We start from the raw sequence: 15,592 nt of genomic DNA on the forward strand, positions 1-15,592 counted from the left end.
CTCCGGGATCCCCGTCACCATCACCAACCCCGTCTCGGACCGCCCCAAGCGCAGCGCCGCCTCCTCCCGCGGACGCCGCAGCCGCCCCGCACAGGAGCGCCGGCGCGCGCACGGCATGGCCGCCTGACCGGGCTCCGCCCGCCTTCCGCTCCGTCGTCCCCGCGTATCCCATCCAGTCTGTGAGGCATCATGCGCTTCGTCATCGCCCGATACCCCTTCGACCTCGAGAAGAGCGAGGTCGAGCAGTCGATGAAGGGCATCAAGCCCGAGCCCGTCACGGGAGCGTCCGTGATCATCGGCCGCCGGTCCTACCCGGTCAAGCAGGTCGGTGAGGTCATCACCCGTCAGGACCGCCGCGACTTCACGGCCGCCGAGGTGACGCGGGCCCTGGCCCGCCTCGGCTTCACCTGCCGCGACATCGCCGCGCCCGTCCCGGCGCCCGCGCTGACCCCGCTGCAGGAGGCTTCGGCGCTGCTCGGATCCTCGACCGGCGTCTGAGAGCCCCTTGCTAGAGTCCGTGCCCATGTCGATCCCTGATGACCTGCTCGTCGATATCGCCACCATGGTCGAGTCGGAGCAAAGCAATCAGATGTCCCTCACCGTCGTGGTGAACGGTGCCGTGATCACCGGCCGCCTCGCACCCGAGAGCGTCTGGCGTCAGCGCGTGGCCGAGGTCCTGCGGGACTCCGACCAACTGGGCCCGTTCGCGGACATCTTCAGGTCACCCGATCCGGCCGGCCCACCCGGGCCGGCCGCCGGGGCGGCCCCGTCCCATCTGCACTTCCACGTGGCGCGCATCCTCCAGGGCACCCTGGGCATCCCCGAGACGGGCGGGATGTACCGGATCGCGCTGAGGGACGTGGGCGCCTGGACGGTCGGGGACTTCAGCTACTCCGACAAGTGACGCGAGACGCCCCCGGATCTGTTCCGGGGGCGTTTCGTCGTTTCCGGGCCCCGCTACCGGCGTTCCTCCAGGAAGCGGCGCTGGTCGTCGAGGAGGCCCGGCGGGAACAGGGCGCGCGGCGCGAACACCGCCGTCAGCGCCAGCCGCCACGGGGAGCGCTCGACCGGGGTGCGGACCAGGGCGTGGGTGGCCCCCGGATAGCGGCGTACGGTCAGCGTGCCGGGCGCGAGCAGGGCGCGGTAGACGGCCTCGGTCTCGGCGCCGTCCACGTTCAGGTCATCGGCGCCCGAGATCAGCAGCACCGGCACGGGCGGCATCGCCCGCAGGTCGGCGCTGGCGTCCGCGGTGTGGTTGCGGCTGATGAACGCCCAGCGTTCCGCGGTGAGTCCGGGATCGGCGCCGGGGCTCGCCCGGTACTCCCCGTACGCCGCCCCGCGCCGCAGGAGCGCGAGCGTGTCCTCCCGGGCGCGCAGGGCGCCCGCCGTGCGCGCGGCGCCGGCCCCCTCGGCGCGCAGTCCGGCGCGCAGGTGGTACTCCCCCTGGCGGTGCCAGTTCACGGCGGTGCCGACCGCGATGACGAAGCGCACGCCGGGCGCCGGGGCCCGCGCCACCACCTTGGGCAGCACCCAGCCGGCCTGGCTGGCGCCCCACAGGCCGATCCGGGCGGGGTCGACCTCGGGGCGGGTGCGGGCCGCCCAGGCCATGGCGTCGAGGGTCTCGCGGGCCCGGTCGTCCATGCTCTGGCCGAGCCAGTCGGCGGGCTTGTCCAGGGACAGCGAGGCGTATCCGGCCCGCGCGAACGCCTCCCAGTACGGCCGGTAGAAGCCCTCGTGGGTGGCGTCGGCCTCGCCGTCGCCGTGTACGAGGACGACGAGCGGGAAGGGGCCCGGGCCGCGCCCGGCGGGGGTGGCGAGCACGCCGCGCAGCTCGTGTCCGGCGGCCGGGACGGTGACGCTCCGCTCGCGCAGGCCGTAGTCGTGCTGCCACAGGACGACCCCGGTGAGGACGAGCGTGGCGGCGAGGAGGGCGGCGGCGGTCCGGAGCAGGGCGGTACGGAGCCGGCCGCGGCGCGTGTGGGGCTCACGGGGTGTGCGGGGCGTGCGGGGGCCGCTGCGCCGGAGGCGGAGGCGGATCATGGGGAACTCCCGTCATTCGCTCGTGTCAAAAACGATCGTAGCGACAATGAACGTATTAAGCTTGCCCGTATGACGACGGAGAAGAGCACGGAGGTCCGGCGCGGGGTGCCCGAGGGTGCCGGCGAGCGCGTCGCGGAGCTGTACTGGGAGGCGTTCGGGGGCAAGCTCGGCGCCGCCCTGGGCCCCGCCGCGGCGGGGCGGCGCTTCATCGCCGGGCATCTGCACGCGGACCGGGCGGTGAGCGCGCTGTCCGCCGGGCGGGTGGTGGGCGTGGCCGGGTACCACCTCGCCGGCCGCGGCCTGGTCGGCGGTGACGCGGCCGCGGTCAGGGCCGCGTACGGGCGGGTCAGCGGGGTGTGGCGGGTGTTCCTGCTGGCGCTGTTGGAGCGCACCCCGGCCCGTGGCGAACTGCTCATGGACGGCATCGCCGTCGACCCGGCCGAGCGCGGCCGGGGCGTCGGCGGGCTGCTGCTCCGGGAGATCGATGCGGTGGCCGTCGAGCAGGGGTGCCACCGCGTCCGGCTCGACGTGGTCGCGGAGAACCCGCGGGCGCGGGCACTGTACGAGCGGCACGGGTTCCGCGCGGTCGCGGTGCGGCGCACCCCGTGGCTGCGGGACGTCCTCGGCTTCGGGGCCGTGACGACGATGCACAAGGAGGTGGCGCGGTGAGCGGGGCGACGGCGGACACGGCGGGTACGGGCACGGGCGCTGCGGCGCCCGCGGCGGGGAGCGGCGTTCCCACCCGGATGGTCGTCCACGCGCTGGTCCGGGAGGACGGGACGGTCGACGGCGGCGAGCTCTACGCGGTCGCGGGCCTGCTCGGGATGTCCGACCAGCAGGTGCGGCTGTGCGTGAAGCGGCTGGAGGCGGAGGGCCGGTTCGCCGTGGAGGGGCGCGGGCGGCGGGCCGTGCTGCGGATGGCGGCCGGGGCCGGTCCCGGGCTGCCGGCCGTACCGGAGGTGGAGTTCGTACGGCACGCCTACCGGCAGGACCGCGGGCTGGAGCCGTGGGACGGCACCTGGCACGCGTTCGCCTTCGCCGTACCGGAGTCCTCGCGGGCGGCCCGGGACTCCCTGAGGGACGCGCTGACGGGCCTGGGGGCCGCGCCGGTGCAGGGCGGGCTGTACGTCACCCCGAACGCGATCGGCCCGTACGTGCGCGGCCACGCGGCCGAGCTGGGCCTGCCGGAGGCGCTGACCTGCCTGACCACCCGCGACCTGGAGGTCGGCGGTACCGCGGACCCGGTGGCCGTGGCCGCCCGGCTGTGGCCCCTGCCCGCCATCGCGGCCCGCTACGAGCCGCTGCTGCGGCTGTCCGCCGGCCCGGACGGCCCGGACGGCCAGGAGGGCCAGGGCGGCCAGGGCGGCGACCGGGCCGCCGGGGCGGCGGCGCTGGCGCGCGCGGTCGCGCTCGCCACGGCGTTCTCCGCCGCGATGCTCCCGGACCCGCTGCTCCCGCCCGAGCTGCTGCCGCGGCCGTGGCCGGGGGCCGCGGCGCGGGCCGCGGCGGCCCGGGCGTGGGACCGGCTGCGGGCGGACGCCCCGGCCGGAGGACCCCGGCTGTTCCGGCTGTACGCGGAGGCCGCGGGGTGACCGGGGCAACTCGCGGGTAGGGTATGGGTGAGTTCAAGCGGGTATATCCCCTGGGACAGCGCGACGACGCGCCCCGGGCGCCCCCGGGTCACACCGTCGGAGGAGCGCAGCGCCATGCACCGAACAGAACTCACAGACGTCGCCACTCACGAGGCCCGGTCCCTGTCCGTGGCCCTGTTCCACCGGCTGGCGGGGCTGGACGAGGGCGGTACGGAGTACTCGTACGTCCGCAACACCCTCGTCGAGCTCAACCTGAGCCTCGTGAAGTACGCCGCCCGCCGGTTCCGCGGTCGCAGCGAGCCGATGGAGGACATCGTCCAGGTCGGCACGATCGGCCTGATCAAGGCCATCAACCGGTTCGACCCGGAGCGTGGCGTGGAGTTCACCTCGTTCGCGATGCCCACGATCAGCGGCGAGATCAAGCGGTTCTTCCGGGACACGAGCTGGGCCGTCAAGGTGCCCCGCCGGCTCCAGGAGCTGCGCATCGACACCGCCAAGGCACACGACGCGCTGGAGCAGGACCTCGGCCGCGAACCGACCGACACCGAGCTGGCCGAGCAGCTGCACGTGAGCGCCGAGGAGCTCGTGGAGGGGCGGAAGGCGGCGCACGCCTACTCCGCGCGCTCGCTGGACGCGCCGGTGCAGGACGACGGCGACCGCGACGCCTACGCCGGCCGGCCCGCCCTCGGCGAGGAGGAGGGGGCGTACGACCGGATCGAGTGCCTGGAGTCCCTCAAGCCGATCCTGGCCGGGCTCCCGGAGCGGGAGCGGACCCTGCTCGCGCTGCGGTTCGGGGAGGAGCTGACGCAGTCCGAGATCGGCGAACGGCTGGGCCTGTCACAGATGCACGTGTCCCGGCTGCTGAACCGGACCCTGACGCGGCTGCGCGCCGGACTCCTCACCGACGAGGCGCCCCCGGCCGCGGACCACGAGCGGACCAGGGCCGGCTCCACCGGTGACGGCTCCACCGGAGCCGACCACGCCGGGGACGGCTCCGCCGGACCCGACCACGCCGGGACCGGTCCCGCCGCTACGCCCGGGTCCCCCGCGCAGGGATCTCCAGCCAGACCGTCTTGCCGGGCTGCCCGTCCGCGAACGGCTGCGCACCCCAGTTCCGTACGAGCCGTTCCACCACGATCAGTCCGTGCCCTCCCGGCAGCGACCGGTCGCCGGGCAGCCGCCGGCGGGGAACCTCGGGACTGTCGTCACTGACCTCGATGCGCAGCCGCTCGGCGTTGTGCCGCAGCACCAGCTCGCGCGGGCCGCCGGCGTGCAGGCAGGCGTTGGTCACCACCTCGGACACCAGCAGCAGGACGTCCTCCGCGGACTCGTGGCCGCCCGGCCACGCCCAGTCGTCGAGGGCCCTGCGCGTGAAGTCCCGGCAGCGGCTCACGACCCCGGCCGTGGCACCGCCCAGGACCAGCCTCCGCGTTTGCTCGGCCACCGGTCCTCCTGTCTGAGCGCCTGTCCCGGCCGCACCTACCCCCGCCACAGGCGGCCAATCCCGAACCCCTGCTCCACAACATCCTCCAGAGTTTCACATACCGGAAAGCAAATTCCGAGATGCGGCAGCTTAAGATCCGTACGGTCGATAGGATCAAGAACCGCCGGGGGAACGCAATGGCCGAGAGCCGCGTCGCCCTGATCAGCGGCTCTTCCTCGGACCGCCTTCGCGCACCGGCGCCGCCATCATCGCCCATCGCCTGACGGCCCACGGCCGGGGGCGCCGGACGGCGGCGCGGCGGCTGCCCCGGGGTCCACATCCTGGACAACTACGCTCGTTTCATGAACCCAGAAGCCGACGCACTCGCCGCCGTGAAAGAAGCCGACCGGAAGCACGTCTTCCACTCCTGGTCGGCTCAGGAGCTCATCGACCCGCTCGCCGTCGCGGGGGCCGAGGGCTCGTACTTCTGGGACTACGAGGGCAACCGGTTCCTCGACTTCTCCAGCGCCCTGGTCTACACGAACATCGGCTACCAGCACCCCAAGGTCACCGCGGCCATCGCCGAGCAGGCGGCCCGGCTGTGCACCGTCGCGCCCGGCTTCGCCGTCGACGTGCGCTCCGAGGCGGCACGCCTGATCGCCGAGCGGACCCCGGGCGACCTGAACAAGATCTTCTTCACCAACGCGGGCGCCGAGGCCGTCGAGAACGCCGTCCGCATGGCGCGGCTGCACACCGGACGCCCCAAGGTGCTGTCGGCGTACCGGTCGTATCACGGCGCCACCTCCACCGCGATCAACCTGACCGGTGACGCCCGCCGTTTCGGCAACGACAGCGCGACCGCCGGCGTCGTGCACTTCTGGGGCCCCTTCGCCTACCGCTCGCCCTTCTACGCGGCGGACCCGGCCGAGGAGTGCGAGCGCGCGCTGCGCCACCTGGAGGACACCATCGTCTTCGAGGGCCCGCGGTCCATCGCCGCGATCATCCTGGAGACCGTCGGCGGCGCCCCGGGCGTGCTCGTTCACCCGGACGGCTACCTGGCGGGCGTCCGGGAGCTCTGCGACCGCCACGGCATCGTCTTCGTCCTCGACGAGATCATGGTCGGTTTCGGGCGCACCGGTACGTGGTTCGCCTCCGAGCACTGGGACGTCACCCCCGACCTCATCTGCTTCGCCAAGGGTGTGACCAGCGGATACGTCCCGCTCGGCGGCGTCGCGATCTCCGACGCCATCGCCGAGACCTTCGCCCGCCGGCCCTACCCCGGCGGGCTGACGTACTCCGGGCACGTCCTGGCCTGCGCGGCCGCCGTCGCCACCATCAACGTCATGGAGGAGGAGGGCACCGTCGAGCAGTCCGCCCGCACCGGCGCCGAACTCCTCGGCCCCGGCCTGCGCGCGCTCGCCGAGCGGCACTCCTCGGTCGGCGAGGTGCGGGGGCTGGGCACCTTCTGGGCGCTGGAGCTCGTACGGGACAAGGAGACGCGCGAGCCGCTCGTCCCCTACAACGCGGCCGGGGCCGACAACGCGCCCATGGCCGAGTTCGCGGCCGCCTGCAAGAAGGGCGGGATCTGGCCGCTCACCGCCGGGAACCGCATCCACATCGCGCCGCCCTGCAACATCGCGCCCCAGGACGTGGCGAAGGGGCTGGCCATCCTCGACGAGGCCCTGACCGTCGCGGACGCGCACACCGTCTGACCTTCCGAGCTGCGCTTCTGTCGCTCTTCCCGTGCTCTTCTGTGGAGTCGCCCAAGCCGTGGGTGCCGGTGTTCGGAGGATCTGTGCGGGGCCCGCGCCGCCCCGCGCGTGCTGCAATCCGTGCAGGCCGTGTCACCACGAGCGGCCCCAGCACCTACGGACCGGGATGCACGTCAGTCCCGGGGCGGCCCTCCGGGGCCGAACGGCGGGGAGCGGGCTGAGACCGCTGGACGCCGGGCGTACGGGATCCAGACGACCGGACTCCGTGTTCCCGAGTACCCGAAGGAAGACAGCATGAGCAAGCACGTCCTGGCACAGAACCAGTACGGCAAGGCCGAGAACCGCATCGTCACGGTCACCCGCAAGGGCGGCGACGGTTCCTGGCACGAGATCCGCGACCTCAACGTGTCGGTCGCGCTCCGCGGCGAGTTCCGCGACGTCCACCTCACCGGTGACAACGCCAACTGCCTGCCGACCGACACCACCAAGAACACGGTGTACGCCTTCGGCAAGGAGCACGGCATCGCCTCCCCCGAGGCGTTCGGCATCCTGCTCGCCAAGCACTTCGTCTCCTCGCAGCAGCCGATCCGCGAGGCGCAGATCCGCATCGAGGAGTTCGCCTGGGAGCGGATCCCGGTGCCGACCCGCAAGGAACAGCACTCCTTCGCCCTCAAGGGCACCGAGGTGCGCACCGCGCAGGTCACCTACAGCGAGACGACCGGCCTCCAGGTCATCTCGGGTCTGAAGGACCTGACGGTGATGAACTCGACGAACTCCGAGTTCCACGGCTACATCAAGGACAAGTACACGACCTTGCAGGAGGCGTACGACCGCATCCTGGCGACCAAGGTCACCGCGCGCTGGGCGCACTCGGCGCCGGCCGCCGACGACGCCGGGTACGACTGGGACCAGTCGTACAAGAAGGTGCGCAAGAACATGCTGGAAGCCTTCGCGGAGACGTACTCCTACTCGCTCCAGCAGACCCTGAACCAGATGGCGGAGCGGGTCCTCGACACCTGCCCCAGGGTCAACGAGGTGCGCCTCAACCTCCCCAACAAGCACCACTTCCTCGTCGATCTGGAGCCCTTCGGCCTCAAGAACGAGAACGAGGTCTACTTCGCCGCGGACCGGATGTACGGCCTCATCGAGGGCACCGTGCACCGCGACGGCGTGCAGCCGGTGATCGCCACGTCCGACTGGATCGTCGCGTAGCGCACCGCACCCGCGTGCGGGCCGTCGCGCCGTTGTCCGCGGTGCCGGTGGTCCCCGGTCAGGTCTGCTCCCGTTCCCGGCCCAGCGGGAGGTTCCAGCGGCCTTCCCGGCCCGTCAGGGTCGTGACCGGCTCCGGGCGGCCGCCGAGCCGCCGGAAGGCCGCCGCGGGCAGTTCCAGCGCGTGCACCAAGGCCGCCCGTACGACGGACTGCCCGGCCTCCGCGCGGTGCGTCCCCGGGGGCAGGGCCGGCGCCGCCGTCTGCGGCCACGACCACGGCGAGGAGGCCCCGCCCTGTGGACGACTTTCGGCCTGGCCTTCGGACATCTAGCCGAAGGGGCCCTTGCGTCGGCTTCCGGACCCAAGAAGGCTGTGCAGCCGACCGGTTGACGATGAGGGGACCCGCAGCACATGCCCACGGCGATACGGGAGTGGCGGGGCTGGACGGGCGCCGCCCCGTTCTGGCTGAACGCCCTTCTGCTGCTCCTGGCCCCCTTCACCGCCGTCACGCTGTTCGGCCAGATCGGCGTCATCGCGGCCCTGGCCGCTCTGGGCGGCCTGGCCCGCCACCTCTGGTACGGCGACTACGGCCACCCCGCCATGCACCTCGCCGCCGCGCTGATGGGCGCCGCGCTCATCGTGGTGTGACCCCCGGCCCGGGCTTCGGGCCGGGCGGCGGACTGGGCTTGGGGCCGGGCTTCGGGGCTGGCTTCGGGGTGGGCTTCGGGGTGGGCTTCGGGGTGGGTTTGGGGACGCCGGGCGGCGTCGTACGGGACGGCTCCGCCGGGCCGCGGGCCGGTGCGAACCGGGCTGCACCCATGGCCAGGGCGTATGCGTGGGGGTCGTTCATGACTCAAGGCAAGACCGCCGGACGCGCCTGCGCAACTCGAACCGACGGCCCGTCACATGCGCTGGTGCGGGACGGGGGTTCGTCCGCGGCGGGGCCACTCGGCCACCCGGCCCCGCCGCGGGGGCCGCCCGCGCGGCCTTGCCCGTCCGGGTGTGCCCCCCTGCCGCCTCCCGGGACCCGCCGTCGCGGAGCGTGCGCCACGGGAGGGCCGACTGTGCGCCGTGGGGGGTGACTTCCTCCGCCGGTCGGGGGCTTCTCGGGTCCCGGACGGGAGCCGCCCGGCGTGTCGGGGCACACCCCCCGCATGATCGGGAGGCGGAGCGCGCGGACAGCCCCTGCCGGGGCCCTGACCAGGGTCCTGACGGTGGTCTGTGTCGTGCTGCTGTGCGTGTTCGGCGCCGGTCCGGCCGCCGCGACGGCCGCCGAGTCCCGCCCCGCCCACTCCGCGCCCGCGGAGGGATCGTCCGACCCGGCCGCAGACCCCGAGGTGCGGGTGGCCGTACGGACGGTGACCCGGGGGGCGCCGGTCGTACGACGGCTGCCGGCGGCGGTGTTTCACGTGAAACACCCCCTCCCACGGCCGGGCTGCGGACCCGTCTGGGCCCGGGACGAGCCGGTGCCGTCCCGGCGGGCGGTGCGGAGTGTGGTCCTGCGCTGCTGAGCGGGCCGAGCCCCAGCGCACCCCACACCCCCTCGAACACCCGTGAGGTTCCGCCATGCCCATCGACCCGTACGCCGCTCTGAACGCCATGCTCCGCGCCGAGGCCGCCCGCTTCACCCCGCCGGCCCGCAAGGCCCGGCCCACCGCGCCGCCGACGGTCCCGGACGCGGCCGCCGAGCCCGAGAGCGAACAGAAGCGCACCGCACCCGCGGATTCCGCCGCGTAGACGCGCCCTCCGGAGCCGCCGGAGACCGCCGGCACTCGCCTGCCGCGGCTCCGGCACCGGCTCGGTTTCGGCCGGCTCGGCACCGGCTTCGGCTCGGCACCGGCTCGGCTTCGGCCGTGACGTGGAACGGCGCCGGTTCCCGCGCCCCCGGCAGCGGGAGAGTGGTCGCGTGAGGTTCGACCACGGGACACGGGAACCGGCGCCCCTGCCAGTGTCGGCCGCGCGACGCCGCCCCCGCCTCGGGCGGAGGTACGGGATCCGCCCGGCCGGAAGTACGGCTACTTGCGGTTGTAGAGCCGCATCGTGACAGGACCGAAGACCAGGACCAGCAGCGCCGCCCACCCCAGCGACCAGACGATCGCGGACGCCGGCCACTCCCCCGCCATCAGCCCCCGCACGGCGGTGGTGAGGTGGGTCACCGGGCTGTTGTTCACGAACACCTGGAGCCAGCCGGGCATGGTCTTCGGGTCCACGAAGATGTTGCTGAGGAAGGTGAGCGGGAACAGCACCATCATGCTCACGCCCATGACGGACTTCTCGCTGCGCAACAGCAGGCCGAACATCGTCCACACCCACGAGAAGGCGAACGAGAAGACGATCAGCAGCGCCACCCCGGCGAGGACCCCCACGACCCCGCCCGCCGGACGGAAGCCGATGAGCAGGCCGACGGCCAGCATCACGGCGGAGGCGACGGCGTAGCGCAGCATGTCACCCAGCAGGTAGCCGACCATCGTCGAGGGCCGCCAGATGGGGAGCGTGCGGAAGCGGTCGAAGACGCCCTTCTCGATGTCGGTGTTGACGGAGACACCCGTGTACATCGTGATCATCACGATCGACATGACGAGGACGCCGGGCAGCAGGGTCTGGATGTACGTCTCCGGTGAGCCGGCCAGCGCACCGCCGAAGAGGTACGTGTACATCAGCACCATCATGATCGGGAAAGCGGTGACGTCGAAGAGCTGCTCGGGTACGTGCTTGATCTTCAGGACGGCCCGCCAGCCGAAGGTCAGCGAGGTCGAGAGCGCGCTGGGGCGGGGCGGGCGGCGGCCCGAGACGAGGAGTCCGGCGAGCCGGTCGGTGTGCGGGGCGGTGAAGTCCTGCTCCTGCCCGGCGGCCTGCCCGGCCGCCTGCGCGGTGTCCGCCGCGGTCTCCGCCGCGGTGTCCTGGCCGCCGCCGCCCGCTCCGGACTGCCGGGTGTGGACGCTCATGCCGCCGCCCCCTTGTCGTCGGTCAGCGCGAGGAACACCTCGTCCAGGCTGGGCTGTCCCAGTGCGAAGGTGTCGACCACGATTCCGGCCCGCGCCAGCTCGGCGAGCGCCTCGGCGGCCGAGCCGGCGTCGTCCACGCGGACGGTCAGCGCGACGGGGTCCGGATCCGGGGTGACGGGCTCGTCCAGTACGGCGGCCAGCACGCGCACGGCCTCGTCCCGCCGGTCCGGGTCGCGGAGCCGGACGTGCACGCTGCCCGAGCCTACGGAGCCCTTCAGCTCGCCCTTGGTGCCCTCGGCGATCACCTTGCCGTGGTCGATGACGGCGATCCGGGAGGCCAGTTGGTCGGCCTCGTCGAGGTACTGGGTGGTGAGCAGGACGGTGGTGCCCTGGGCGACGACGGCACGCACGATCTCCCAGACCTGGTTGCGGCTGCGCGGGTCCAGCCCGGTCGTGGGTTCGTCGAGGAAGAGCAGGTCGGGGGTGTTGAGGATGGAGGCGGCGATGTCGATGCGCCGCCGCATGCCGCCGGAGTACTGCTTGACCTGGCGGCCGGCCGCGGCGGACAGCCCGAAGGCGTCCAGGAGTTCGGCGGAGCGCTCGCGGGACGCGGGCCGGGAGTGACCGAGCAGGCGGGCGAGCAGCACCAGGTTCTCGGTGCCGGTGAGGTCCTCGTCGACGGAGGCGTACTGGCCGGTGAGGCTGACCCGGCCGCGGACGGCGTCGGCGTCGTGGGTGACGTCGCGGCCGAAGACGCGGGCCTCCCCGCCGTCCGGGCGCAGCAGGGTGGCCAGCATCTTCACCACGGTGGTCTTGCCCGCTCCGTTGGGGCCGAGCAGGCCGTAGACGGTCCCCTCGGGGACCCGGAGGTCGACCCCGTCGACGGCCCGGTTGTCACCGAAGACCTTGACGAGGCCGGTCGTCTCGATCGCGTGGCCGGAGGGAGGCGTGGGACTCAGTCCTCGTGGGTGTAGTACCGGTAGAACGCCACCAGTCCGACACCCACGCCGACGGCGAGGCCGATCACGGTGGATCGGAGCACGCTGGCATCGGTGAGGCTGTGGAGATAGCCGACGGCGATGCCGAGGAACGCCCCGTACGCGGCGGCGTGGACCTCGCGCCGCATCCGGGAGCCGATCCGGGCGAGGGCGAACATAATGCCCGCGAAGATCGCGCCGCACAGGATTCCGTAGAGGACATTGCCCGCGTTGACCGGGCCCATCTGGCGTTCGATGAAGGCGGCCCAGACGCCGTAGACGAGTCCCGCGAGCAGGGGGCGCGCGTAGGCGCTCTTGCCCGGGTGGTGGGCCGTGTCCGCCGTCCGGCGGTGCTGCCGCCCGAGGGCGGTGGGTGCCGCGTGTGCCATGACGGGCTCCTTTCTCCCATCATCCAGGGCACACCCGCGGCCGCCGACCGGCAACTGGATCAAGAGGTCAGCGCGCCCACCGCCACCGCGGCGACGCCGATCAGGGTCTGCGCGGGCAGTTCGGTGCCCCGGGTGGCGTGCAGCTCCTTGGCCTGGGCTTCGGCCTGCCGCCGGATCCCGTCGAGGTCCTGGGCCGCGAGCGCCTGCCTCCAGGCCGGCTCGGCCCGGGTCATGGCGCCCCCGTCCGCCATCCGGCCGCCCGTCCGCCACCCGACCGCAGCAACACCGCTCGCGCGCCGCGCCCCGCCCGCATTCCCTGGTGACGTGCGCACCATCCTGTCGGCGGTCCTCATCGTGCTCGTGACGCTCCTCGTGCCCGCGAGCGCCGTCGCGTACTGGGCCGACCGCGACCTGGGCGACGCCGACCGCTACACCGCCGCCATGTCCCCGCTCGCCACGGACCCGGCGGTCCAGAACGTCGTCGTCACCCAGGCCGCGCGCGCCCTCGCCGGGCAGATCGACGCCGGCCCCTTCCAGGGCGGGGTGGACGCCCTGCTCGGCGAGGCCCTGCGCTCCTTCGCCGGCACCCCCGCCTACCGGACCGCCTGGGACGCCGCGAACCGCGCCGCGCACGCCGCCTTCCTGGAGGCGCTGACCACCGGCGACGGCAACGCCGTGAGCATCGACCTCGCGCCCGTCATCGCCGAGGTCAAGGGCGAGCTCGTCGACGGCGGGGTGCCCTTCGCCGACCGCATCCCGGTGACCCGCGTGTCCGTGAAGGTCATGGAGTACGACAACCTCGGCGCGCTCCGGAAGGGGTTCCGCGTGCTTCAGATCGCCGGCGTCTGGCTGCCCCTCCTGACCCTGGTGCTGGCCGCCGCCGCCATCGCCGTCGCCGTCCGGCGACGGCGTGCGGTGATCGCCACCGGCCTGGGGCTCGCGGTCGGGGCGGGACTGCTGTGGATCGCGGTGGAGGTGGGCCGCCGGCTCACCCTGGACGACCTGCCGGCCGACATCGACCGGCCCGCCGCGGGCGCCGTCTACGACGCCCTCACCGCCTTCCTGCGCACCACCGTCTGGGCGGTGCTGGCGGTCGGGCTCGCCGCCGCCCTGGCCGCCTGGCTGGCGGGCCGGCTGCGCCGTACCCCATAAGCTCGGAAGGTACGGGCATCAACGTATGCATTACGGCGCAGAAGAGCCCAGAAGAATCGATTCGCGAGCGGCGGCACGGAAGCGGGAATGAGCACCGAACGCACCGGACGGATAGCGTCCCGGACCTCCCGGAACCATCCCCTGGCCCCACCCTCCTGGCTGCTCAACGGGCTGCGGCCGAGCAGTGCCCCGATCCCCTGGGCCGCAGTGCTGCGCGCGGCCGTCGCCCTCGCCGCACCGCTCGCCGTCGGCTTCGCGCTCGACCAGCCCGAGTACGGCGCGCTCGTCTCCATGGGCGCCCTCTCCGGGGTCATCGGCGACACCGCCGACGCCTACCGGATGCGCGTCCTCAACATCGCCGTCCCCCAGCTCTTCGGCGCCGTCGGCGTCGCCCTGGGCACCCTGGTGTTCGGGCACGGCTGGCTCGCTGTCGGCGCCCTCACCCTGATCGCCCTCGTTTCCGGGATGATCTCCTCCATCGGCACGGTCGCCTCCGTGTCCGGGCTGCTGCTCCTGCTCAACGCCGTCGTCGGCGCCGGCCTCCCGCTGCCCAGCCCGTGGTGGACGGCGCCGCTGCTGATGACCGCGGGCGGGCTGTTCGTCCTCGCGCTGAGCCTGCTGGGCTGGCCCCTGCGCGGACGGCAGCCGGAGCGCGCCGCCGTCGCCGCCACCTACCGGGCCCTGGCCGGCACCCTGGAGACCGCGGGCGGCCCCGACTACGAGGAGCGCCGCGTCCAGGTCACCCAGGCCCTGAACCACGCGTACGACCTCGTCCTGGCCCGGCGGGCCCGGGTGCACGGCCGCAGCCCCTCCCTGGTCCGGATGCTGGCCCAGCTCAACGTGGTCATCCCGCTCGTGGAGGCCGCGCCCGCCGCCCACCTGCGCGGCCGGCCGCTGCCGCCCGAGGTGCCGGCGGCCGTGCGGGAGCTGGCGGCCGCCGTCGAGGCGGGCCGCACCGGCACCCCCGACCTCGACCTCCCCGCACCGCACGGCCAGGCCGAGCGGGCCATCGACGCCGCCCTGCGCCACGCGGCGGCCATCGTGCTGCTCGCCGACCCGGACCCGTACAACGTCGACGACCGCCTCGGCCGGCCCGCCGCCCTGCGGGTGCGCGCCCGGCGCGCGGTCCGCGACATGATGTTCTCCCGGGCCTCCTGGCGGTACGGGCTGCGGCTCGCCCTGTGCATCGGGCTGGCGCAGTCCCTCGTCTCGCTGGTCGCGGTCGAACGGTCCTACTGGGTCGCCCTCACCGTCACTTTCGTCCTCAAGCCCGACTTCGGCTCGGTCTTCTCCCGCGCCGTGCTGCGGGCGCTGGGCACCGCGGTCGGCCTCGTCGTCGCCGCCGCCGTGCTCGCCGAGGTGCCGCGGGGCTGGTGGGCCGTGCCGGTGATGATGGTGCTGGCCGCGCTGATCCCCGCCTTCTCCGCCAAGGGGTACGCCTTCCAGACCGCCGCGATCACCCCCGTGATCCTGCTGCTCTCGGACCAGCTCAACCACCAGGGCTTCGACCTGATCCGCCCCCGGCTGCTGGACAGCCTGATCGGCTGCGCCGTCACCCTCGTCGCGGGGTACCTGCTGTGGCCCGAAAGCTGGCGCACCCGGATCGGGGACCGGCTCGCCGACACCGTGGACGACGCCGCCCGGTACGTCGAGCGGGCCTTCGCAGCGGTCCCCGACCCGTCCGGGCTGCCCGCCGCCCGGACGGCCCGGCTCCAGGCCCGGCGGCGCATCTACCGGGACCTGTCGGGCGTGCGCAGCGAGTTCCAGCGGGCCCTGACCGAACCGCCGCCGGTCGGAGCGCGGGCCGCCGCCTGGTGGCCCCTGGTCGTCGCCGTCGAGCGGATCGTGGACGCGACCACCGCCGCGCGGGTCCGGGTCAATCACGGGGCCGAGGCACCCTCGGCGGACGAGGTCGAGCAGGTCACGGGGCAGTTGCGGTCCCTGGCCGACGGCGTCCGCCGCAGTACCGTCCTCGTACGGGTCGACACCGACGCCGGGGGCGACGCCTCCAGCGTCCTGGCCCCGGTCCGCCAGGAAGTCGCGGCGGCCCGCGCCCTCGCCCACCCCGGCCCCTGAGCCCCCGCCGGGCCCCCGGGCCGGTACCCGAACGGACTCGCGGGCGGGCCCGGGGGCGCGCACCGGGAGAGCATCG

18 protein-coding genes and 1 pseudogene are annotated in these 15,592 nt (G+C 73.9%); 12 read left to right on the top strand and 7 right to left on the bottom strand.

What is annotated here, in order from left to right:
- The first annotated feature begins 189 nt into the window (after positions 1-189).
- Together ABT106_RS07915 and ABT106_RS07920 are read left to right on the top strand one after the other, a co-directional pair.
- The gene (locus tag ABT106_RS07915; protein ID WP_351273901.1) at positions 190-498 is read left to right on the top strand and encodes an SCO5918 family protein; all 309 of its coding nucleotides are present in this window, start codon (positions 190-192) and stop codon (positions 496-498) included.
- A 25-nt stretch (positions 499-523) separates the two neighbouring features.
- Positions 524-904: a hypothetical protein gene (locus ABT106_RS07920; RefSeq protein ID WP_267725252.1), complete on the top strand. Its 381-nt coding sequence runs from the start codon at positions 524-526 to the stop codon at positions 902-904.
- Positions 905-957: 53 nt separating this feature from the next.
- On the opposite strand, the gene ABT106_RS07925 is transcribed toward ABT106_RS07920, so the two are convergent.
- The gene (locus ABT106_RS07925) at positions 958-2,040 is read right to left on the bottom strand and encodes an alpha/beta hydrolase family protein (RefSeq protein ID WP_351273904.1); all 1,083 of its coding nucleotides are present in this window, start codon (positions 2,038-2,040) and stop codon (positions 958-960) included.
- Positions 2,041-2,109: 69 nt separating this feature from the next.
- On the opposite strand from ABT106_RS07925, the gene ABT106_RS07930 reads away from it, so the two are divergent.
- The 3 genes and pseudogenes from ABT106_RS07930 to ABT106_RS07940 all read left to right on the top strand — a co-directional run.
- Positions 2,110-2,709 carry a GNAT family N-acetyltransferase gene (locus ABT106_RS07930; protein ID WP_351273907.1) on the top strand — a complete coding sequence of 200 codons (600 nt, stop codon included), beginning with the start codon at positions 2,110-2,112 and terminating at the stop codon, positions 2,707-2,709.
- A 77-nt stretch (positions 2,710-2,786) separates the two neighbouring features.
- Positions 2,787-3,632: a PaaX family transcriptional regulator C-terminal domain-containing protein gene (locus ABT106_RS07935; protein ID WP_502979261.1), complete on the top strand. Its 846-nt coding sequence runs from the start codon at positions 2,787-2,789 to the stop codon at positions 3,630-3,632.
- Between the two features lie 27 nt (positions 3,633-3,659).
- Positions 3,660-4,541, top strand: a pseudogene (locus ABT106_RS07940) (RNA polymerase sigma factor SigF); the annotation flags it as partial.
- A gap of 121 nt (positions 4,542-4,662) precedes the next feature.
- Here the strand turns inward: ABT106_RS07940 and ABT106_RS07945 are convergent.
- Positions 4,663-5,124, bottom strand: coding sequence for an ATP-binding protein (locus tag ABT106_RS07945; RefSeq protein ID WP_351273913.1), 462 nt, complete (start codon positions 5,122-5,124; stop codon positions 4,663-4,665).
- A gap of 293 nt (positions 5,125-5,417) precedes the next feature.
- On the opposite strand from ABT106_RS07945, the gene ABT106_RS07950 reads away from it, so the two are divergent.
- A complete protein-coding gene (locus ABT106_RS07950; RefSeq protein ID WP_351273916.1) occupies positions 5,418-6,767 on the top strand; it encodes an aspartate aminotransferase family protein in 1,350 nt (449 codons plus the stop codon).
- A gap of 294 nt (positions 6,768-7,061) precedes the next feature.
- Positions 7,062-7,979 (top strand): factor-independent urate hydroxylase, encoded by a 918-nt coding sequence (gene pucL, locus ABT106_RS07955; protein WP_351273919.1) that lies wholly within the window; start codon positions 7,062-7,064, stop codon positions 7,977-7,979.
- Positions 7,980-8,037: 58 nt separating this feature from the next.
- Here the strand turns inward: pucL and ABT106_RS07960 are convergent, their stop codons facing one another.
- Positions 8,038-8,304: a hypothetical protein gene (locus tag ABT106_RS07960; protein ID WP_351273922.1), complete on the bottom strand. Its 267-nt coding sequence runs from the start codon at positions 8,302-8,304 to the stop codon at positions 8,038-8,040.
- 84 nt (positions 8,305-8,388) lie between these two features.
- On the opposite strand from ABT106_RS07960, the gene ABT106_RS07965 reads away from it, so the two are divergent.
- From ABT106_RS07965 to ABT106_RS07975, 3 genes are all read left to right on the top strand, one after another.
- Complete coding sequence (locus tag ABT106_RS07965) at positions 8,389-8,625, top strand: hypothetical protein (RefSeq protein ID WP_351273924.1); 237 nt, start codon at positions 8,389-8,391, stop codon at positions 8,623-8,625.
- 506 nt (positions 8,626-9,131) lie between these two features.
- Entirely contained in the window at positions 9,132-9,488 is a 357-nt protein-coding gene (locus ABT106_RS07970; protein ID WP_351273927.1) for a hypothetical protein, read from the top strand.
- A gap of 55 nt (positions 9,489-9,543) precedes the next feature.
- Positions 9,544-9,714 (top strand): hypothetical protein, encoded by a 171-nt coding sequence (locus ABT106_RS07975; protein WP_351273930.1) that lies wholly within the window; start codon positions 9,544-9,546, stop codon positions 9,712-9,714.
- Positions 9,715-9,992: 278 nt separating this feature from the next.
- On the opposite strand, the gene ABT106_RS07980 is transcribed toward ABT106_RS07975, so the two are convergent.
- From ABT106_RS07980 to ABT106_RS07995, 4 genes are read right to left on the bottom strand one after another with little or no spacing between them, the layout of a single operon-like run.
- Positions 9,993-10,922, bottom strand: coding sequence for an ABC transporter permease (locus ABT106_RS07980; protein ID WP_351273933.1), 930 nt, complete (start codon positions 10,920-10,922; stop codon positions 9,993-9,995).
- Positions 10,919-11,881, bottom strand: a complete 963-nt coding sequence (locus tag ABT106_RS07985; protein ID WP_351274071.1) for an ATP-binding cassette domain-containing protein — start codon at positions 11,879-11,881, stop codon at positions 10,919-10,921. Before ABT106_RS07985 ends, ABT106_RS07980 begins: the two co-directional genes overlap by 4 nt.
- Complete coding sequence (locus ABT106_RS07990; protein WP_351273936.1) at positions 11,878-12,288, bottom strand: hypothetical protein; 411 nt, start codon at positions 12,286-12,288, stop codon at positions 11,878-11,880. The genes ABT106_RS07985 and ABT106_RS07990 overlap by 4 nt, the downstream gene beginning before the upstream one ends.
- 59 nt (positions 12,289-12,347) lie before the next feature.
- Positions 12,348-12,521, bottom strand: coding sequence for a hypothetical protein (locus ABT106_RS07995; RefSeq protein WP_351273939.1), 174 nt, complete (start codon positions 12,519-12,521; stop codon positions 12,348-12,350).
- 91 nt (positions 12,522-12,612) lie between these two features.
- On the opposite strand from ABT106_RS07995, the gene ABT106_RS08000 reads away from it, so the two are divergent.
- Together ABT106_RS08000 and ABT106_RS08005 are read left to right on the top strand one after the other, a co-directional pair.
- Positions 12,613-13,440 carry a hypothetical protein gene (locus ABT106_RS08000; RefSeq protein WP_351273942.1) on the top strand — a complete coding sequence of 276 codons (828 nt, stop codon included), beginning with the start codon at positions 12,613-12,615 and terminating at the stop codon, positions 13,438-13,440.
- Positions 13,441-13,527: 87 nt separating this feature from the next.
- The gene (locus ABT106_RS08005) at positions 13,528-15,516 is read left to right on the top strand and encodes an FUSC family protein (RefSeq protein WP_351273945.1); all 1,989 of its coding nucleotides are present in this window, start codon (positions 13,528-13,530) and stop codon (positions 15,514-15,516) included.
- Positions 15,517-15,592: the final 76 nt, after the last annotated feature.

It is taken from the genome of Streptomyces sp. NPDC002044, from assembly GCF_040296725.1.
GTDB lineage: Bacteria > Actinomycetota > Actinomycetes > Streptomycetales > Streptomycetaceae > Streptomyces > Streptomyces antarcticus.